Origin of the sequence: Paenibacillus sp. FSL H7-0918, assembly GCF_038007025.1 — a bacterium.
Lineage (GTDB): Bacteria > Bacillota > Bacilli > Paenibacillales > Paenibacillaceae > Paenibacillus_AQ > Paenibacillus_AQ odorifer.
In genome coordinates this window covers 687803-706888 of record NZ_JBBOWJ010000002.1, presented here as the reverse complement: position 1 = coordinate 706888, position 19086 = coordinate 687803, and the positions used below count along the sequence as shown (strand labels likewise).

The window sequence follows — 19086 nt, the reverse complement described above, 5'->3', positions numbered from 1 at the left end:
TCTTGAGATTTCAGAGGAGGAACTATTAAATGAGTGAACAAGAACAAGCGATCCAGAAGGAAGAAAACTCAACAGTAGATAACCTGTCGATCACAACAATTCGTACGTTGGCTATTGATGCTATCGAAAAAGCGAATTCCGGCCATCCAGGTATGCCAATGGGTTCTGCACCAATGGGCTACCAACTGTTTGCAAAAACAATGAATCATAACCCTGATCATCCAACATGGGTAAACCGCGATCGTTTTGTATTGTCCGCTGGACATGGTTCCATGCTTCTGTACAGCTTGCTGCACCTTAGCGGCTATGATCTTCCTATGGAAGAATTGAAACAATTCCGTCAATGGGGTAGCTTGACTCCTGGTCACCCGGAAGTTGGTCACACAGCTGGTGTTGATGCAACTACAGGTCCGCTTGGACAAGGTATTGGCATGGCCGTTGGTATGGCTATGGCCGAAGCTCAATTGGGCGCAACCTACAACAAAGAAGGACATAACGTAGTTGACCACTATACTTATGCTATTTGTGGTGATGGTGACCTTATGGAAGGGATCTCTTCTGAGTCCGCTTCTCTTGCTGGTCATTTGAAACTCGGAAAATTGGTTGTATTGTATGATTCAAATGATATTTCCCTTGATGGTAAATTGAATCTTTCTTTCTCCGAAAATGTAGCTCAACGTTTTGATGCTTATGGTTGGCAAGTTCTGCGCGTAGAAGACGGAAATGACCTTCCGGCTATTGAAAAAGCTATTGCTGAGGCGCAAGCTGAGACTAGCAAACCGACTTTGATCGAAGTGAAGACAGTTATTGGTTATGGTAGCCCTAACAAACAAGGTAAAGGCGGCCATGGCGGTACTCACGGTTCCCCACTTGGAGCAGAAGAAGCTAAGCTGACCAAAGATTTCTACAAATGGGTATACGAAGAAGATTTCTATGTGCCTGATGAAGTTCGTGCACATTTTGCAGAAGTGAAGAAAAACGGAATCGCAGCTAACAAAGCTTGGGACGACAAATTTGCGGCTTACAAAAAAGCATATCCAGAGCTAGCTGCACAATTCGAAACAGTAATCAATGGCGATCTTCCAGAAGGCTGGGATGCTAACCTTCCAACTTACACTACTGAAGATAAAGCAGTATCGACTCGTGTCGCTTCCGGTAGTGCGCTTAACGGTCTGACTGCTGGCGTTCCTCAGCTAGTGGGTGGTTCCGCTGACTTGGAAAGCTCCACTATGACGCATTTGAATGGTTTGACATCTTTCACACCAGAATCTTATGATGGCCGCAACATTTATTTCGGCGTACGTGAGTTTGGTATGGCTGCTGCAATGAACGGTATTGCTCTACACACTGGTCTTAAAGTATTCGGAGGAACATTCTTCGTATTCACAGACTACCTGCGTCCAGCAATTCGTTTGGCATCGATCATGAAATTGCCAGTAACCTATGTACTGACACATGACAGTATTGCAGTTGGTGAAGATGGTCCTACGCATGAACCAATCGAACAATTGGCTTCCTTGCGTATCATCCCAGGTCTGACTGTTATTCGTCCGGCTGATGCTAACGAAACCTCTGCAGCATGGGCTTATGCTATGGAAAACAAAGAGAATCCGGTTGCTTTGGTTCTGACTCGTCAAAACTTGCCAATTCTTGCTGGAACCGTAGATGGCGTTCGTGAAAACATCAAACGTGGTGGTTATGTTGTCTCTGATTCCAAAAATGGCACTCCACAAGCACAACTTATCGCAACTGGTTCTGAAGTACAGTTGGCAGTTAAAGCGCAAGCTGCTTTGGCAGAAGAAGGCATCGATGTTCGTGTAATCAGCTTGCCAAGCTGGGATCTGTTCGAAAAACAAGACAAAGAATATCGCGATTCCGTAATTCTTCCAGGAGTCAAAGCTCGTCTTGCTATCGAAATGGCACAAACCTTCGGCTGGGAACGTTACACTGGTGACCAAGGCGATATCCTAGGCATCACTACTTTCGGAGCTTCCGCCCCTGGCGATAGAGTTATGAAAGAATACGGCTTTACTGTAGAGAACGTAGTTAGCCGTGTGAAAGCACTTCTGTAATTAACTGAATAATCATTAGGGGGAGAACAAGTAATGAGTCAGTTTAACAACGCAACGATCGAAAAAGCAGCCAATGTATATTATGGCGGACAAGTAACCAGCCGTACGGTAATTTTGCAAGATGGATCTAAGGTGACACTGGGCATCATGTTGCCGGGTGTGTATGAATTTGGTACAGATGGTCCTGAAATTATGGAGATTCTGTCCGGCGATCTTAAAGTGCTGCTTCCCGGCACTGAGGTATGGCAGGAGATTAAGGGAGCGTCAACGTTCAATGTTCCTGGCAACTCTAAATTTGCGTTGGAAGTATTTGAAGTAACTGATTATTGCTGTTCTTACCCGGTTCTATAGAAAACAGACTTTTCTAAGGGCTGTCCTATAAGTAGCTTTTTTCTATGAGTGAGACGACCCGGATTCAATTTAAAAATCGTAAAAGTCAGCAAGGCAGCGGTTCTCCTGTTATTGGAGGATCGCTGCTTTTTGTGTTGTTGGTTGGTGATATTGCTTGATGTTCAATTATGTATTCATCATTCTATTTTGAGGCTTAAGGACTCAAATGACGTTAGGGCTGAATCGGATCATCACCAAATTAGCACTGAGTCATAACCATCCCCACCGCGTACGGACCCAGAGGACGCTATTAGCAAATTTATAGCCTTTTGAGCAAGTTTTCGGACTCCAGTGCAACTATTTCATAGAAATAGGCTCATAATTGGCGCTTTTTATGCCAATAGCGACTATGGAGTCCGATAGCATGCCAAATGTGGGATTATACTGCGAATAAGGTCAGCTGAGTCCGAAGGTGCTGTGTCATCACCAACTTGGCACCTGGTTAGCGCCAACCCACCGCGTACGGACCCAGATGGCGTTAGCGCTGGAGCAACACCAATTTAGTACCGGATCACCACCAATCCTACCGCTGTAGCACCTGGTCACCACCAATCCTACTGCTGTAGCACCCGGTCACCACTAATCCTACCGCGTACGGACCCAGATGACGCTATTAGCAAATTTATAGTCTTTTGAGCAGGTTTTCGGACACCAGTGCAACTATTCCATGGAAATAGCCTCATAATTGGCGCTTTTTATGCCAATAGCGACTATGGAGTCCGATAGCATGCGAAATATGAGATTATGCTGCAAATAAGGTCAGCTGAGTCCGATGGCGCTGTGTCATCACCAACTTTGGCACACGGTTAGCGCCAACCCACTGCGTACGGACCCAGATGGCGTTAACACTAGATCAACACCAATGTAGTACCCGGTCACCACCAATCCTACCGCTAAGGAGCCAGATGACGCTATTAGCAAATTTATAGTCTTTTGAGCAAGTTTTCGGACACCAGTGCAACTATTCCATGGAAATAGCCTCATAATTGGCGTTTTTCATGCCAATAGTGACTATGGAGTCCGATAGCATGCCAAATGTGAGATTATACTGCGAATAAGGTCAGCTGAGTCCGATAGAGATAGCTGTGTACCGCAGAGGTTACTTAGTTAAAGGAGCTTGAGGTTTGGAGCGAGGGAGAGGTTCCAGAAAATACGGGATATACCGTAGTCATCAAGCAATCAACTTGGTACCAATTTGCTACTAAACAGCAGCTCACCCAGTGACTCCTCCAGTAACTAAACAGCAACTAAACAGCAGCTCACCCAGTGACTATCCAACAATTTCTCCAGTATCTATCCAACAATTCAGCGCTCCTTCAGTAACTTTTCTGAAATTATCTAACAACTCATCCAGTAACTTCTCCAGCACTTACCCAACAATTCAGCACTCCCTCAGTAACTTTTAAGCGACTATTTAGCAACTCATCAGTAACTCCACCAGCACCAATCCACCGTTTCATCAATAATACAGTAACTTTTGCGACAAACCAGTACTTCGCGACCTTCTTAGTAACTATCCCACCAACACCACCACAACGTTCTGAGTAACTCCATAGCAACCAATATTTTCTTGCACTACAACTGTTAATTTGGTATTATAAATACACAAACAAACGTTCGTATAATTGGTTCGACAATGGGATTGTCCATAAAGAAAAGACCGCATCGCAATATCATGTGCGAGGCGGTCGTAAATGTTCTTATGAAGTAGGTTTTGAGCTCTTGGATTTATTTATTGGATACATTTGCACCCATCTTTTGGCCGATCCACTCTTCGTAACATTTCACTACGGCAGAGAGATCTTCTTCACCATAACCTTGGGTGAATCCAGCTTGGAACATGCTTTTAGCCAAGCCCAGCATAGGAGAAGGAACGCCTGTTGCATCGCTGTGGGCAGAGGCGAGCTTCAAATCCTTAAGCATTAGAGCGAGGGAGAATTGATTGCTGAAATCATCTTCTATGATTTTACGGCCTTTAAGCTCAGCTTGTTTGCTGCCCGCAGAACCAAGTTGTACCAGTTCCAGGAACTTGTCTGCTGGTACACCTGATTTAACAGCAATGGCGAATCCTTCGGCTAGGGCAACATTATGAATACCAACCATAGCATTGTGAGCCAGCTTGGCCACAGCGCCGCTGCCGTTCTCACCCATATGTAGCAGCTTCTTACCCAAAGTATCAAAGATATCACGATGTTGTTCTATGACCTCAGCACTACCGCCAACCATGAACACTAAGGTTCCTTCAATCGCTGCCGGTTTGCTTCCAGTTACTGGCGCGTCTAGGAAATGTCCACCGCGCGCTTCTACAGCAGCGGCAATCTCACGAACTAGTCCGGGTGAAATTGTGCTGGAATCAATAATTAGTCCACCAGGCTTCACAGCATCAAGTATACCATCTTGACCATAAAACACTTCACGAACCGAATCATCATTGCTGATCATGGTAATAATAACATCCTTACCCTCAGCCGCTTCGCGGGGCGTGAGAGCAGTCTGGGCACCTTCTGCTTCAAGAGGTTTACACTTGGCTGCCGTACGGTTGTATACCGTAACCTGAAAGCCGCCACGTAGTAAATTGGAGGCCATAGGCGCACCCATTGTTCCGAGTCCGATAAAACCGATTTGTTTCATTTATATAGCCACCTTCCGTTTTCTTTATTCTATCACGGCACTTTGTCCAGCACCACAGCACACCTATGTCTTTTGATACAGGAAACGCTTCCAAGGAACTTTGGAAAACTTGGTTCTAATGCCCTCTATGTGCCCTAAGACCTTGCCAGTCAAGGCAAATTAAAGTATCCTAATTATAAAGTTGTAACAAACGGTTTTAAATTTAAAGAGATAAAACAGGAGGTTACCATTACCGATGTCTAAGAAGATTAATTTTGACTACACAAAAGCTCTTTCGTTTTTTAACCAACAAGAAATCGACAACCTTGCCGCCCCAGTTAAGCTAGCACACGAACAGTTGCATAACAAAACTGGTGTAGGCTCTGACTACCTTGGATGGATCGATCTGCCGACAGCTTATGATAAGGAAGAATTCGCTCGCATTCAACAAGCTGCTAAGAAGATCCAAAGCGATTCCGAGGTACTGATTGTAATTGGTATCGGAGGTTCTTATCTGGGAGCACGCGCAGCTATTGAGGCGCTATCGCATTCTTTCTACAATAACCTTTCTAAAGATAAACGCAAAACTCCAGAAGTTTATTTCGCTGGTAATAACATTAGCTCTACATACATCACGCATCTGCTTGATCTAGTAGAAGGTAAAGACTTCTCCGTGAACGTAATCTCCAAATCTGGAACTACTACTGAGCCAGCGATTGCTTTCCGCATTTTCCGTGCTGCTCTGGAGAAGAAATACGGCAAGGAAGAAGCTCGTAAACGCATTTACGCTACTACAGACAAGGAAAAAGGTGCCCTTAAGAAATTGGCAACTGAAGAAGGTTATGAATCCTTCATCATTCCAGACGATGTTGGCGGACGTTACTCCGTATTGACACCTGTGGGCTTGCTGCCAATTGCTGTAGCTGGCATTAACATTGAAGAAATGATGCAAGGTGCTGCTGCCGCTGCGGATGAGTTCAACAATCCAGATGTAGCTACTAACCAAGCTTATCAATATGCTGCAGTTCGTAACGCTCTATACCGTAAAGGTAAAACAACTGAAATCCTCGTCAACTATGAGCCTTCCTTACACTTTGTATCTGAGTGGTGGAAACAATTGTTTGGCGAAAGTGAAGGTAAGGACTTCAAAGGAATTTATCCTTCTTCCGTTGATTTCTCCACAGATCTACACTCCATGGGTCAATTTATCCAAGAAGGTAACCGCAACATTTTTGAAACGGTTATCCAAGTAGATCAAGTAGCTCATCATGTTACGATTGAGAATGATCCGGATGATCTGGACGGCTTGAACTTCTTAACAGGAAAGACTATGGATTTCGTGAATAAGAAAGCTTTCCAAGGTACAATGCTTGCACATACAGATGGTCAAGTACCTAACCTTATCGTTACTATTCCTGATCAAACACCATATACCTTTGGATATTTGGTGTACTTCTTTGAAAAAGCCTGCGGTATCAGCGGATACTTGCTCGGTGTTAACCCATTTGACCAACCAGGCGTAGAAGCATACAAGAAAAACATGTTCGCATTGCTTGGCAAACCAGGTTACGAAAAAGAAAAAGCAGAGCTGGAAGCAAGACTTACTGAATAGTATTGCAGTAGGTTTTACAATAGCTATTAATCACAGAACATTCATACTAATGTAAGTCACCAGGAGCAGTCCATAGGTAATCCAATACCGGGACTGCTCCTGACATTATATGAAGACATCATATGTAAATAAGGACTGGAATAATTATGTTAGAACAATATCAAACGGTCCGCTCTTCCGGCTCAAAGGAAGTTGTGATCCGTAAATCCCGTTTCATTGGTCATGTTATGCCAGTGGAGAATGAAGAAGAAGCTTTGTTGTTTATCGAGGACATCAAGAAGAAACATTGGAACGCAACGCATAACTGTTCTGCTTATGTGATTGGGGAGAGAGACGAAATCCAGAGGCAATCGGACGACGGGGAGCCGAGTGGGACAGCCGGCAAACCGATTTTGGAAGTAATCCGCAATCAGGGAGTTAAAAATGTCGCAATCGTAGTTACCCGTTATTTCGGAGGCATTATGCTGGGTGCCGGTGGGCTGATTAGAGCTTATACGGATGGAGCAGTGCTTGCGCTTGAAGCAGGAGAAGTAATCACCCGTGTACTGAGACGAGAGGTATTCGTAGAGATCGAGTACACTTGGCTGGGCAAGGTTGAGAACGAACTTCGAGGAAGAGGGATTCAGACTGGCGAGACTTTGTTCACCGACAAAGTAACGTTGTTATGTTTGCCGCGAAATGATGAGGGTGAGACTTTTATGGCATGGATAACAGATCTAACCCAAGGGCAAGCCCTGATAACAGAAGGGCGGCGGATTTACTACAGCGAAGGGGATTAGTATATGGCAAGGAGAGCAGTGGAGCAGGAGTTGTCGAGGGAAAGGATTCTAGAGGCCGCTAGGCATCTGTTTATAACCAAAGGGTATCGGGCAATTTCAATGCGAAGTATTGGTCAGCATTTGGGATATAGCCACGGCTCTCTCTATTATCATTTCAAGGAAAAGGCGGAGTTGTTCTACGCTATTGTTGTAGAGGATTTTAATCATGTGGCTGCTTTACTCAGTCAAGTGATGAATAAACCGCCTGAAGAAGGAATGACAAGGGTAGAACAGCTGATTATGGAATTTATTAGATTTGGAATAGATCATCCCTATCAATATGAAATTATGTTCATGATTCGCGATGAGGAATTGCTAGCTTATTGTAGAGCAGAACAGGGACGATGTTTTGATTTATTCTCAAGTATTGTGCGCCGTCATATGAAGGAAGAGGGATATGTGTCTGAGGACTGGCAGAATGTGCCGTTAACAATGTTCTTGTCTGCACACGGATTTATTTCTTATTATATCCAGGATAAAGTATCATTTGACGATGTGAAAGAGGCAGCGTTAGCTCATATAAAGGTTTTATGTCGCAGCCTTTAAAATGCTGTTTTTTTTATAGATCTTCACTTTAAAGCTGTGCATTGGTATAACACTGCTTCTCTGCTTGATGAAAGTATTACTAGACTCTAGTTATAGTCTAAATGGCCGCTCCGCAGCGATAACGGAAGCGGTCATTTGTATGTTTATTATCCCTCTACTATTTTTAAGAAACATTGCCGGCGTCTAGGTCCATCGAACTCACAGAAATAAATACCTTGCCAACGACCGAGAATTAATTCACCTTCGTGGATGATCAGGGTCTGGGAAGGCCCGGTAGTAATAGATTTAAGATGAGAGGCAGTATTGCCTTCCGCATGCCGATACTTCGGATGCTCCCAAGGGTAGACCTCATCCAAACGCATCAGAACATCATGCTTCACATCAGGATCCGCATTTTCATTAATAGCAATACCAGCAGTGGTATGAGGACAATAAACTACAATCAATCCGTCTTGAACTCCACTTTTTTTCACATAAGAAATGACTTCCCGAGTAATATCACGTAATTCATCCCGCTTTGTAGTAGTGATCTCCAGAGTATGCAACATAATCAATCCCCTTCCTGTGAGGTGCCATTTTTTAGTGTACCTTTGATACATATATTTTAACCCAAATTCACTTGAAAGTAATTGACGGCGGTGAGAAGGATTTGGTAAAGTAGTAATAATATAAAACCAAGTATATAAATAGGAATAATTAATGAAGATTTTGGTTAGTATACCGACCGGTTATCCGGAGGTGGGAGGGCAAAAATCATTGAATTCGCTGCTTAGACACAAAGGCTGGACTTGGGGTTTCCGAACTACAATTTTGCTCTATTTTGTAGTATTGATCGTGTTGCCCATACTCGGGGTCTATTACAACTCTTTTTCTCTTGGTTTTGGCAATTTTGTGGAAAGCGTCAGCGATCCAATTGCTTGGAAGTCGGTGCTGTTAACCTTAAAGCTGGCGATTATCGCTACTTTAATTAATGTCTTGTTAGGAACTATGATTGCTTGGGTCCTTATTCGTTATCAATTTGCTGGTAAAGCGCTGCTAAACAGTCTGGTCGATTTACCTTTTGCACTGCCAACAGCTGTCGGAGGTTTGATGATTCTACTGCTGCTTGGACCAGGGAGCCTTATCGGCAAAGCAGCTGAGGCACTTGGATTTGAAATTGTTTTTCATCAACCGGCTATCGTAATTGCTATGGTGTTCGTGACGTTTCCATTCGTGATTCGAGCGGTTCAGCCCTTGCTGGAGGAGTTGGATCCATCCGAAGAGGAAGCAGCATATACAATGGGTGCCAAGGGGGCAAGGGTATTCTGGCAAGTTATTCTTCCATCAATGGCGCCTGGGATGATCAGTGGTGGGATGCTCGCATTTTCAAGAGCACTTGCGGAATTTGGTGCAGTGGTACTCGTCGCAGGTAATATTCCGGGGCGTACGCTTGTATCTTCTGTTTTTATTTTTGGTGAAGTTGAAAGTGATAATCCGGTCTCCGCCGCTGCGGTTTCTGTTATTCTCTTGACCTTATCCTTTCTCATTCTTTGGCTGATTAATATGCTGCAGATGCGGGGGAGACGCTCATGAGGAAATTATGGATTGCTCTTACTTATTTAGTGTTTTTTCTGCTCATTGCTGCTCCATTAGGAAAAATGGCTATCGGTGCTTTTAGTGAAGGATTTGGTGGTTTCTGGAATGCTCTGACTAGGCCTGAAGCGCTGCATGCGCTCATGATGACTGGGCTTGTTGTGATAGTAGTTACGTTATTAAATACATTGTTCGGTATTATGATGGCTCTGTATCTTGTTCGGGCGAACTGGATCGGCAAGCGTCTAAAAGGATTATTGAACAGTATTGTGGATTTGCCTTACGCGGTATCCCCTGTAATCGGAGGATTGATGATTGTCCTGTTGCTGGGTCCCGATAGTACCTTGGGAGCGATTTTTGAGGGGATTGGACTAAAGATCGTTTATGCGATTCCCGGGATGATCATTGCCACTTTATTTGTTACCTTTCCTTTAATGGTGCGTGAGGTGATGCCGGTGCTTCAGGAGATTGGTTCACAGCAGGAGGAAGCGGCTTCGACATTGGGCGCTCGTAGCTGGACTATTTTTTGGAAGGTAACCTGGCCTTCGATTCGTTGGGCGGTTGTGTATGGTGTCATTCTTACGGTGGCACGTTCACTTGGAGAGTTCGGCGCGGTGCTCGTGGTTTCGGGGAATATTATGAACAAAACCCAGACGGCGACAACTTTAGTCTATCAGGATGTTGAGAATTTTAATGTGACGGCTGCTGGAGGAATAGCGCTAGTTCTGGCTGCATTTTCCGCAGGTCTGCTGCTGTTGATGGAATGGACCAAGAGAAGAAAGGAAGTGCAGTAATATGCATGTAGAAGTGCGGGGGTTAAACAAGCATTTTGGAGATTTTCATGCGGTCAAGGACGTCAATTTCACCATTACAAAAGGTCACCTGATTGGATTGCTCGGCCCAAGTGGAGGCGGGAAAACCTCAATTCTACGTATGCTGGCGGGACTGGAGTCACCGGATACCGGAGAGATTATTTTTCATGGTCAGACGGTGAACAATCTTCCTCCTCAAGAACGTGGGATCGGCTTCGTTTTCCAGAACTATGCACTCTTCAAACATATGACTGTATTTGATAATATCGCTTTTGGCTTAAAGGTTAAAAAGGCTAACAAAACAGCTATCCGCGATCGTGTTATGGAACTTGTAGAGCTTACAGGGTTAAAAGGGTTCGAGAAACGTTATCCGCATCAGCTATCAGGGGGACAACGTCAGCGTGTGGCTTTTGCACGTGCGCTTGCGCCTGAACCACAGCTGCTGCTTTTAGATGAACCTTTTGCCGCTATTGATGCGAAGATCCGCCAGGAGCTGCGCGCTTGGCTGCGTGAACTGATTGAGCGTGTAGGTATCACCTCTATTTTCGTAACCCATGATCAAGATGAAGCGATTGAAGTAGCGGATGAAATTATGATCATTAATCAAGGACGTTTGGAACAAAAGGGTACCCCGTGGGATATTTACAAGGAACCCAAAACACCGTTCGTGGCAACATTTATCGGCGAATCTACGCTGATTGAGAACGCTTCTGAGGTTAAGGGCTTTACAGGTGCGGGGGACGGCAAGCCTACCAAAGCGCTGATTCGTCCTGAATATATTGAAGTGGGTAACCTGCATGAGTTCAAGATGGCTTCTGCCACGGAAAAAGGTGTTGTGAAACATCTGCATTTCCGCGGCAGCGAATGGCTCGTTGAGGTTGAAGTAAATGGCCACAAGCTGGTCACCTACCGTTCGTTGGAGAAAGAAACCTTGCAGCCGGGTCAGGAAATCTCAGTACTGGTACATCGGGCTTATCTGTTTAATGATGAGCGCAGCTGGATCCAGGAGAACAACCTGAAAGAAGATCCAATGCCGATTTTTATTTAAAAATAAATAAAATTATTTTCAATTTCTTTTGATAGTAGCGAATGTGATTCGCTAGGATTAGAGGAACTGATGTGAAGGCCAGAAGTAATGAAGTGGAAGTTTGGAACTGTAGGAGCGGAGCGACCGCCTTTGTTTCCGGATTTAATCCGCTGAGGATATAAAATTAATAAATCTGGGAACAACAGCGGCCGACATTCCGCGTAATTACGGCAAATACCGAACGTTGGATACTTGAATTTTAAGTTTCAGCCATAGAGCTACTTTCAAGGAAATATTAAAAATCATTACCTCGAAGGATGTGGGCCGCAATGAATATCAAAAGGAGCAGACAACTGCACGGATGTTTTGCTGCCCTAATGCTGGCCATACTCACGCTGACAGTATTCGGTTGCGGGAATGAGAAGGCAGCTACGACGATGGCAGAGCCTTCGAAGCAAGGGGATGTTACGCTGGTAATTGGCGCATACAGTGTGGCTAAGGATGCGATGCAGGATATTTTGCCGTTATTTGCTGCCAAGTGGAAGGCAGATACGGGTCAGGATATTAATTTTCAGGAGTCTTATGAGGCTTCAGGGACACAGGCGAGAGCGATTGTAGGTGGATTTGAAGCGGATGTGACGCTGCTAGCCATGGAAGGTGATGTCGAGAAGCTAGTTAAGGCTGGACTCGTAGCGCCAACATGGAAAGAGCAGGGTGAACAAGGCATGGTAACACGTTCAGTAGTAGCTCTTGGTACCCGCGAAGGAAATCCCAAAGGCATTCGCGATTTTGCGGACTTAGCCAAGCCAGGGATTAAAGTGTTATATCCAAACCCGAAGACCTCTGGTGGTGCGCAATGGGATATCAACGCGATCTATGGGGCTGGTCTGAAGCTGTCAGAGGAGCAGGAGGGGGCAAAGGATCCAGCAGCAGCCAAAGCTTTTTTGGAAAGCATCCATGCCAATGTAGAGTCTCTGGATAAGAGTGGCCGCGCTTCTATGGCAGCCTTCGAGTATGGAGTGGGGGATGTAATTGTCACCTATGAGAATGAACTGCTGGCCCGGATTGCTCAGGGAGTCAAATACGAAGTCATTATTCCTAAAAATACAATTCTGATTGAGAATCCGGCGGCTGTTGTAGAGAAATATGCGGATGAGCATGGGACACGCATAGCATCAGAAGCACTGGTTGATTTTTTGATAACTCCACAGGCACAAGAGATCTTTGCAAAATATGGCTTTCGTCCCGTGGATAAACAAGTCTATGCTGAGCACAAAAGCGATTACCCTGATCCGGCGGGCCTCTTTGATATTAACTATTTAGGAGGCTGGGATGAGGTGCGAAGCTCACTTTATTCCAAGCGTGGAATTTGGTATCAGGTACTTGCCGGAATATAAGGTAGAGGTATAACAAAAGAGTCATCCCAGCAGTTCATCTGTGGTGGGGATGGCTTTTTTTGCTGGGTCTCTTTAAGATAGAGAGAGGGTAATTTAGATTTATTACTTCGTTGAAGAGAACCTGAAGGAGAGATAGCAGATGGATACGTTGGTGTTTTTGGGTACAGGGGATGCCATGGGGGTTCCTCGGGTATATTGCAGTTGTGAGACCTGTACAGAGGCAAGGGAACAGGGTAAAAATATTCGCCTGCGCTCTTCTGTACTTATAGATAATGGCAGTGACTTTTTAGTGATCGATTGTGGGCCTGACTGGCGGCGTCAGATGGAGGCGCAGGGAGTACGGAATATGCGCAGACTGCTGGTGACACACGCTCATTTTGATCATATTGGTGGGCTGCCGGAATGGGCGGATTCTTGCCGCTGGATGGGATATAAGGGCCAGCTCTATGCCCCAGCAGAAGTGATCCCGATAATAGAGCGGCAATATCCATGGCTGCGCAATCAGATCGAGATGATTCCTTGTGATGAAGGCATAGAGCTAGACGGCTGGACAATTGATACCTGGAAAGTGAACCATGGCAAGAATGGATACTCGTATGCTTTTCGTCTGGAGAAGGAGGGCTATGTATGGGTGTATTGTCCAGATTCCATTTCTCTTGGAGCTGAAGAGACACGCCTGATGCATGGAGCTGACTTGCTGGTATTAGGTACAAGCTTCTATTACGAAGCAGCGGAGTTATCGACTCGTTCTGTATACGATATGACGGAAGCAGCGGAGCTGCTGCAAACTGTGAAGCCTCAAAAGGCAATCTATACCCATATGTCGCATGATGTGGATATGAGAAAATCATATATTTTACCGGAAAATGTTACGCTGGCCGAGACGGGGATGAGAATACCCTTAGGATCTTTGGAGATCAGCTGAAATTTAGATAAAAAGAAAACTCCCTTTTGCTGGAAGGAAGTTTTCATGATCCTATTTAAACCTGTTATATTCCGCCTTGTTGAATATGTTTAATGAACTCTTCAAGCCAATAAATGGAGTGGTCCGCTTTAGTTGAGATATTCACTAAATCAAAAAGGGACATCATTCGGGCAACTTCAGCCTGTTGATGTTCCTTTTGTGATTTCTATTGCATTCAGTATTCAGATCCCGATATATACTATATAATCAAAAAGCATATCGTATTATTTTTACATATTTAGAATAATTATCATCTCCAAAGGAGGAGTACGAAGTGGCTGACTCCAAGGATCCAATCCTGCTTGATTTTCCCGAGAGTTTTGAAACAGAGAGGCTGCTCATTCGTGCCCCTTTATGGGGAGATGGAGTTAGCATGAATGAGGCTATCCGTGAAAGTATAGATGAATTGAGACCTTGGATGGCTTTTGCTCAAGTAATACCCACATTAGAAGAATCAGAGAAAGTTTTTGCCATACGGGAATTAGGGGCGAATCGTCTCGAAATCTTTTGTAGTGCACGAAATACCAAAAGTGCCGCGGTAGCCGAACGTGCGGGTTTTACCCTGGAAGGGATCCTGCGCAGTGCGAGTCTTGGGTATGACGGGGAACGGCATGACAGTAAGGTGTTCGCTAAGGTTAGAGGTATAGAATTTTAAGTGAGAGGGCTGGTTCTTTGAAGCAGAAAGGCGTATTTTCAAGATTAAGTACATATATGTTAAGGCACAAGCTCTTATATACGATTTTATTATTTACGACTTTATTTGGGATTGTTCTGGATTTAACGATTGCTTGGCTGCTCTCAGTAATTACGGATGCTGCGGTTAGACTCGATGTGAAAGCTTTTAAAGGGCTGGTTATTTTCGGATTAATCTACTTATTAGTGAGTGCAATTAATGGTTTCATCGATCGATATCTCAAAAATAAAATCGCAGCTAAGATCAGAAATGAGCTGCGGTTGGATATGATGCGGCATGCCTTAGCTCTTCCTCAGTCTTATTTTGACCGTAATCATTCCGGGGATTTATTGTCCCGCTTTACTAATGATAATCAATCTGTTGGTAATGCTACAGGCGAGGTAATGATTGATCTAATCCGTAACCCTTTACTAGCCCTCGCGGCATTTGGTTATTTGCTCTATATTAACTGGCTACTGGCATTGATCTGTTTTGCAATGGGGCCTTTGATGTTCCTTACGGGAAAAATCTTCGGTTCAGCGATGCGTGAGAACAGTGTGAAGATTCAGACTAATATGAGCAAGATTACTTCCTTTTTACATGACATTCTAGGCAGTAGTATGGTGTTTAAATCCTTTAGCATTGAACGCAGACTAATGAAGCAGTATCAGGAGCATAGTGAGAATATTACTTCTGAAGAATTGAAGCGGGGAAGAATTGAGGGAGCTACTGGCTCATTCTCCTCTTTTTTGGGAAACTTTACGTTTCTTCTGGCGCTGGTCGTGGCTGGTTATTTTGTGGCAAAAGGATCACTTGAGGTCGGTGCGATGATTGCTTTCATCCAGCTCATGAATTATTTAGTGATGCCGTTCTCGTCATTGCCGGGACTGATCAATTCGATGCAGCAATCACTTGGGGCGGCGGGACGGATCTTTGAGGTGTTGGATAGCCCGGTGGAGGTTGAGACCCTTCCAGAAGTGGAGACTAAGCAACCAGAATTTGAGAGTATGGTTATGTCGTCGATCTCTTTCTCGTATCCGGGAGCAGAGAGACAAAGTATAAACAAGATTAGCTTAGAGCTTCAAAAAGGAACACAGATGGCGGTTGTGGGACCGAGTGGTGGAGGTAAATCTACGCTTTTTAAACTATTGCTGGGATTGTATGAACCCGATGAAGGCGAAGTAATAATCAATGGGCAGCGGATCAACGAGATGAGTCTGGCTAAGCTTAGAAGTTATTTTTCCTATGTGCCGCAAGAGGCAGGTCTTTATACAGGAAGCATTCGTGATAATATCCGGAATGGAAATCCAGAGGCGGATGAGCAAGAAATTCTGGAAGCTTTGCGAAAAGCGAATGCCTATGATTTTGTAATGGAATTGCCTGAGGGACTGGATACTGATATTGGTGAGGAAGGCTCACGACTGTCCGGGGGACAACGTCAGCGGCTTTCCATTGCAAGAGCAATTCTGAGAAACGCTCCTATTCTACTGTTGGATGAAGCTACTGCTGCACTTGACAATGAATCAGAAAAACTGGTGCAGCAGGCCATTCGTAAACTAATGGGAGACAAAACTACACTTGTTATCGCGCACCGTTTATCTACGATTCAGAACGCTGATATCATTCTCGTGATGGAGAATGGTGAAATTGTGGAGAGCGGAACGCATGATGTACTGCTTGCTGCTGAAGGAAGATATAATGATCTGTACTATTCTCAGCTAGAGCAGGAAGAAGAGAGTGGAATGGGACCCGAGAAAGTGGAATTAGCTTCTACAGGAGTTTGAGTTTTTGGAAATAAAAAAGGGTGCAGCAACGTCATAAAATATGGCGTTGCTGCACCCTTTTACTTAAGGAAGTTTAGTTCACTTTATTAAGAATGAATTTATCAATCGCATATTTCACGCCATCGTCATTGTTGCTTAAGGTCACGAAATCAGCAATTTCTTTCAGAGCAGGAATAGCATTCTCCATAGCGACGCCAAGTCCGGCAGCTTCCAGCATCTCATGGTCGTTCCAAGAATCACCTACAGCAATGGTCTCGGAAAGATCACAGCCGTAATGTTTGGCTAGGAATTCAAGTGCAATGCCCTTGGTTCCTTCATGATGCATGATTTCCAGGAAGTGTGGTTTGGATTTGGTAATATGCACGGAATCGCCAAGCAATTCATGCAGGATTGGAGCCAGTTCATCCAAGAAATCAGGATCATCGATAATTAGCATTTTTGGTGTTTTTTGCGGAACAAGCTTTTCCCAGTCAGGCTCAATAAAATATTGCGTTTTATTCAAGTCCGTATAGTCTTTGATCTTTTGGTTGTCTTCACGGGCATATAGCTTGTCGTCAATGTAAGTTTGCAGATGCAGATTATGCTCCACGCAGTAAGTGAACAGCTTGCGGACTGCATCTTGCGGGACGTAACGCTCATACAGTACTTTTTCATCGAGCAAGTTCTTAACGAGTGCACCCTGGTAAGTAATGATAGGTACGTTTAGTCCAGTTTGACGGGCAATGGCTTGAGCGGAAGCGTAAGCACGGCCTGTAGCAAGGGTTACAACAACACCTGCGGCAACAGCCTCTTCAAGCGCAGTTTGGGTAGCAGGTGTTACTTCCTTGTCATCATTAATCAGAGTGTCATCAATATCAATCGCGATCAATTTGTACATTTGTCTCTCTCCTTATCTCTTTCTAAATAGATGTAATTTGGAAAAATAACTCTTCTTATGTTGATTCTGACCCGGTTCCGGGCTCAGCTCTGCCATAAGCATAGCCCCCAGAATACAACCACAACCGAGCAGAGCGGACAACCCGAGTGTTTCCCCGCCAAAGGCTAAACCCGTCAGAACGGCAAATACCGGTTCTGTGGCATAAATAATGGCTACCCGTGATGGGGTAGTATATTTCTGACAGGCGGTTTGAATCCAGAAGGCAAAAGCGCTGGTTGGCCCGATGGAGATCAGCAGAGCCCAAAGCACATCTGGGTCCTTAATCAGCTCCCCGCTGTGGGCGAGCGGTGTTGCCCCTTCAAAAATAAGCGAGGCAGCAATACTGAACAGCCCAACGAAAGCAAGCTGCAGAGTAGCTAGCGGCAACGCCGGATAATGAGGTGCATAAACGCCAGTATAGGCTACCTGTAACGCAAAAGCTATGGCACACAGAAGAATCAAGGCATCGCCTTTATTCAAGGATAATGCAGAGCCCGTGAAGGTCAACAGATAAAGCCCGATTGCGGCGAGTGCCGCACTGAACCAAGTGTATCGTGAAATCGCATGCTTCAATAGGGCAAGAGACAGAAAGGGAACTAGGACAACCGATAGCCCGGTAATAAAGCCGGTATTAGAGGTTGTTGTATATAGAAGTCCCATCGTCTGAAAGCCATAGCCCATAAACAAAAAAAGGCCAAGCAGCAGAGAATCGCGTACCATGCGGAAACTAAGCTGTTTCCAATCCTTGCGGTAAAAAATAACTGTGATTAGAGCCAGCAACAGGGCAGCGCCCATAAAGCGGATACTATTAAACGCGAGCGGTGGCAACACCTTGACAGCATTTTGTACAATCAGAAAGGTACATCCCCACATCATCGCCACCAATAGCAGGCTAAAATCGGCTATACGGGAACGCTTCACTACTTAGGTCATCCTTTCTTCAGCAGCTGCCGTCTCTATGTAGACGACAAGGTCAAGTTGTCCAAATTGTATCGTATATTCATGGGGAGGACAAGATAGAAATCGCGTAAAGGCTTATATACTAAGCGATTTCAGCGTTTTATGTAGACAAAAAAACCGGGTCTTGATATACTTCGATAACCGCACATTTGTTCTTGTTTTTGCATCTTAGAAAGGAGCGGTTTCACTATGATGGGCAGATCCCATTTAATTATCAGCACCGGGGTTACCCTATCTGTTATGAGTTTGATGGCCCATGAGATTACAATCCCGGTTATTGCTGTCGCCGCATTAAGCTCGCTCCTGCCAGACATTGATGAACCGAATTCGTTACTGGTACGCAAGGCGATTCCTGACTTTCTGCTCAGGGTACTACAGGTTGCTTTGATAGGAGCAGCGATTTATCTTTATTTTGCAGGAATCGTTGAAAGCCCTTGGAATATTGTACTGGCCCTACTTGTGGGGAGTGTGACTTTCCTGCCGGGAAGAAAGCTGCGGCATCTGGTGATGGTACTAATCGCTACTGCGGTATTTGCATACGGAGGGGCATATGACCCTTGGAACTACATAGTAGCTTGTATACTCGTAGTTACATCACTTGTCCCGCATCGTGGATTGACTCATACCTTATATGCTGTTGCAGGCTGGAGCACTTTATTGTATTTTGCTTCATCGGGTATACAGGATGGTGGCAGTCTATGGATAGCAGGTGGCATGTCTTATGCGCTTCATCTATTAGCCGACTCTCTCACCCAAAGGGGAATTACGCCCCTGCCGCCCATTCCATTTAAGCTGCGTCTAAAGCTAATGAGTACAGGCACGAAAAAAGGTGGAGCTGTAGAGAATGTTTTTATCCTGCTGACACTAGCCCTAGTTGTATATGTATTTATACTTTCTCCTTGAGATTTACGGATATGAAGCACATAATGAATT

18 protein-coding genes are annotated in these 19086 nt (G+C 44.7%); 13 read left to right on the top strand and 5 right to left on the bottom strand.

The features are described from left to right. Nucleotides 1-29: 29 nt before the first annotated feature. Both tkt and ppnP read left to right on the top strand, forming a co-directional pair. Entirely contained in the window at nt 30-2072 is a 2043-nt protein-coding gene (gene tkt / locus MHI15_RS17100) for a transketolase (protein ID WP_036681727.1), read from the top strand. Between the two features lie 33 nt (nt 2073-2105). Further along, nucleotides 2106-2423 carry a pyrimidine/purine nucleoside phosphorylase gene (gene ppnP, locus MHI15_RS17095; protein WP_036681729.1) on the top strand — a complete coding sequence of 106 codons (318 nt, stop codon included), beginning with the start codon at nt 2106-2108 and terminating at the stop codon, nt 2421-2423. A 1385-nt stretch (nt 2424-3808) separates the two neighbouring features. Here ppnP and MHI15_RS17090 read toward each other — a convergent pair. Together MHI15_RS17090 and MHI15_RS17085 are read right to left on the bottom strand one after the other, a co-directional pair. Beyond that, on the bottom strand, nt 3809-4021 hold the full coding sequence (locus tag MHI15_RS17090; protein WP_340393470.1) for a hypothetical protein: 213 nt from the start codon (nt 4019-4021) through the stop codon (nt 3809-3811). 169 nt (nt 4022-4190) lie between these two features. Further along, the gene (locus MHI15_RS17085; RefSeq protein WP_076218826.1) at nt 4191-5093 is read right to left on the bottom strand and encodes an NAD(P)-dependent oxidoreductase; all 903 of its coding nucleotides are present in this window, start codon (nt 5091-5093) and stop codon (nt 4191-4193) included. Nucleotides 5094-5328: 235 nt separating this feature from the next. Between MHI15_RS17085 and MHI15_RS17080 the strand changes: the two genes are divergently transcribed. The 3 genes from MHI15_RS17080 to MHI15_RS17070 all read left to right on the top strand — a co-directional run bounded on the left by MHI15_RS17080 (nt 5329) and on the right by MHI15_RS17070 (nt 8048). Then, nucleotides 5329-6684, top strand: coding sequence for a glucose-6-phosphate isomerase (locus MHI15_RS17080; RefSeq protein ID WP_036681734.1), 1356 nt, complete (start codon nt 5329-5331; stop codon nt 6682-6684). Nucleotides 6685-6830: 146 nt separating this feature from the next. Next, complete coding sequence (locus MHI15_RS17075) at nt 6831-7463, top strand: YigZ family protein (RefSeq protein WP_076128170.1); 633 nt, start codon at nt 6831-6833, stop codon at nt 7461-7463. A gap of 3 nt (nt 7464-7466) precedes the next feature. After that, the gene (locus tag MHI15_RS17070) at nt 7467-8048 is read left to right on the top strand and encodes a TetR/AcrR family transcriptional regulator (RefSeq protein ID WP_036681739.1); all 582 of its coding nucleotides are present in this window, start codon (nt 7467-7469) and stop codon (nt 8046-8048) included. 146 nt (nt 8049-8194) lie between these two features. On the opposite strand, the gene MHI15_RS17065 is transcribed toward MHI15_RS17070, so the two are convergent. After that, a complete protein-coding gene (locus tag MHI15_RS17065; protein ID WP_076099035.1) occupies nt 8195-8596 on the bottom strand; it encodes a secondary thiamine-phosphate synthase enzyme YjbQ in 402 nt (133 codons plus the stop codon). Between the two features lie 208 nt (nt 8597-8804). On the opposite strand from MHI15_RS17065, the gene cysT reads away from it, so the two are divergent. From cysT to MHI15_RS17030, 7 genes are all read left to right on the top strand, one after another. Next, complete coding sequence (cysT, locus tag MHI15_RS17060; protein ID WP_038569140.1) at nt 8805-9620, top strand: sulfate ABC transporter permease subunit CysT; 816 nt, start codon at nt 8805-8807, stop codon at nt 9618-9620. Beyond that, nucleotides 9617-10414 carry a sulfate ABC transporter permease subunit gene (locus tag MHI15_RS17055; RefSeq protein ID WP_076104839.1) on the top strand — a complete coding sequence of 266 codons (798 nt, stop codon included), beginning with the start codon at nt 9617-9619 and terminating at the stop codon, nt 10412-10414. The genes cysT and MHI15_RS17055 overlap by 4 nt, the downstream gene beginning before the upstream one ends. A 1-nt stretch (nt 10415) precedes the next feature. Next, on the top strand, nt 10416-11480 hold the full coding sequence (locus MHI15_RS17050; protein ID WP_076104838.1) for a sulfate/molybdate ABC transporter ATP-binding protein: 1065 nt from the start codon (nt 10416-10418) through the stop codon (nt 11478-11480). 308 nt (nt 11481-11788) lie between these two features. Then, on the top strand, nt 11789-12856 hold the full coding sequence (locus tag MHI15_RS17045; protein WP_341164633.1) for a sulfate ABC transporter substrate-binding protein: 1068 nt from the start codon (nt 11789-11791) through the stop codon (nt 12854-12856). A gap of 139 nt (nt 12857-12995) precedes the next feature. Then, nucleotides 12996-13781, top strand: a complete 786-nt coding sequence (locus tag MHI15_RS17040; RefSeq protein WP_340034098.1) for an MBL fold metallo-hydrolase — start codon at nt 12996-12998, stop codon at nt 13779-13781. A gap of 313 nt (nt 13782-14094) precedes the next feature. Continuing rightward, entirely contained in the window at nt 14095-14475 is a 381-nt protein-coding gene (locus MHI15_RS17035) for a GNAT family N-acetyltransferase (RefSeq protein WP_076304507.1), read from the top strand. Between the two features lie 56 nt (nt 14476-14531). Then, entirely contained in the window at nt 14532-16277 is a 1746-nt protein-coding gene (locus tag MHI15_RS17030; protein ID WP_143761966.1) for an ABC transporter transmembrane domain-containing protein, read from the top strand. A 73-nt stretch (nt 16278-16350) separates the two neighbouring features. On the opposite strand, the gene MHI15_RS17025 is transcribed toward MHI15_RS17030, so the two are convergent. Together MHI15_RS17025 and MHI15_RS17020 are read right to left on the bottom strand one after the other, a co-directional pair. Next, nucleotides 16351-17154, bottom strand: coding sequence for a Cof-type HAD-IIB family hydrolase (locus tag MHI15_RS17025; RefSeq protein WP_036681768.1), 804 nt, complete (start codon nt 17152-17154; stop codon nt 16351-16353). Nucleotides 17155-17166: 12 nt separating this feature from the next. After that, nucleotides 17167-18114, bottom strand: coding sequence for a DMT family transporter (locus MHI15_RS17020; RefSeq protein WP_052096830.1), 948 nt, complete (start codon nt 18112-18114; stop codon nt 17167-17169). A gap of 228 nt (nt 18115-18342) precedes the next feature. Between MHI15_RS17020 and MHI15_RS17015 the strand changes: the two genes are divergently transcribed. Next, nucleotides 18343-19056 carry a metal-dependent hydrolase gene (locus tag MHI15_RS17015; RefSeq protein WP_076128159.1) on the top strand — a complete coding sequence of 238 codons (714 nt, stop codon included), beginning with the start codon at nt 18343-18345 and terminating at the stop codon, nt 19054-19056. The last annotated feature ends 30 nt before the right edge of the window (nt 19057-19086 follow it).

Bases quoted from the DNA above. Each gene is read 5' to 3' on its own strand.
- tkt (WP_036681727.1), top strand. From the start codon at position 30: ATGAGTGAACAAGAACAAGCGATCCAGAAGGAAGAAAACTCAACAGTA.
- ppnP (WP_036681729.1), top strand. From the start codon at position 2,106: ATGAGTCAGTTTAACAACGCAACGATCGAAAAAGCAGCCAATGTATAT.
- MHI15_RS17085 (WP_076218826.1), bottom strand. From the start codon at position 5,093: ATGAAACAAATCGGTTTTATCGGACTCGGAACAATGGGTGCGCCTATG.
- MHI15_RS17080 (WP_036681734.1), top strand. From the start codon at position 5,329: ATGTCTAAGAAGATTAATTTTGACTACACAAAAGCTCTTTCGTTTTTT.
- MHI15_RS17075 (WP_076128170.1), top strand. From the start codon at position 6,831: ATGTTAGAACAATATCAAACGGTCCGCTCTTCCGGCTCAAAGGAAGTT.
- MHI15_RS17070 (WP_036681739.1), top strand. From the start codon at position 7,467: ATGGCAAGGAGAGCAGTGGAGCAGGAGTTGTCGAGGGAAAGGATTCTA.
- MHI15_RS17065 (WP_076099035.1), bottom strand. From the start codon at position 8,596: ATGTTGCATACTCTGGAGATCACTACTACAAAGCGGGATGAATTACGT.
- MHI15_RS17055 (WP_076104839.1), top strand. From the start codon at position 9,617: ATGAGGAAATTATGGATTGCTCTTACTTATTTAGTGTTTTTTCTGCTC.
- MHI15_RS17050 (WP_076104838.1), top strand. From the start codon at position 10,416: ATGCATGTAGAAGTGCGGGGGTTAAACAAGCATTTTGGAGATTTTCAT.
- MHI15_RS17045 (WP_341164633.1), top strand. From the start codon at position 11,789: ATGAATATCAAAAGGAGCAGACAACTGCACGGATGTTTTGCTGCCCTA.
- MHI15_RS17040 (WP_340034098.1), top strand. From the start codon at position 12,996: ATGGATACGTTGGTGTTTTTGGGTACAGGGGATGCCATGGGGGTTCCT.
- MHI15_RS17030 (WP_143761966.1), top strand. From the start codon at position 14,532: ATGTTAAGGCACAAGCTCTTATATACGATTTTATTATTTACGACTTTA.
- MHI15_RS17025 (WP_036681768.1), bottom strand. From the start codon at position 17,154: ATGTACAAATTGATCGCGATTGATATTGATGACACTCTGATTAATGAT.
- MHI15_RS17015 (WP_076128159.1), top strand. From the start codon at position 18,343: ATGATGGGCAGATCCCATTTAATTATCAGCACCGGGGTTACCCTATCT.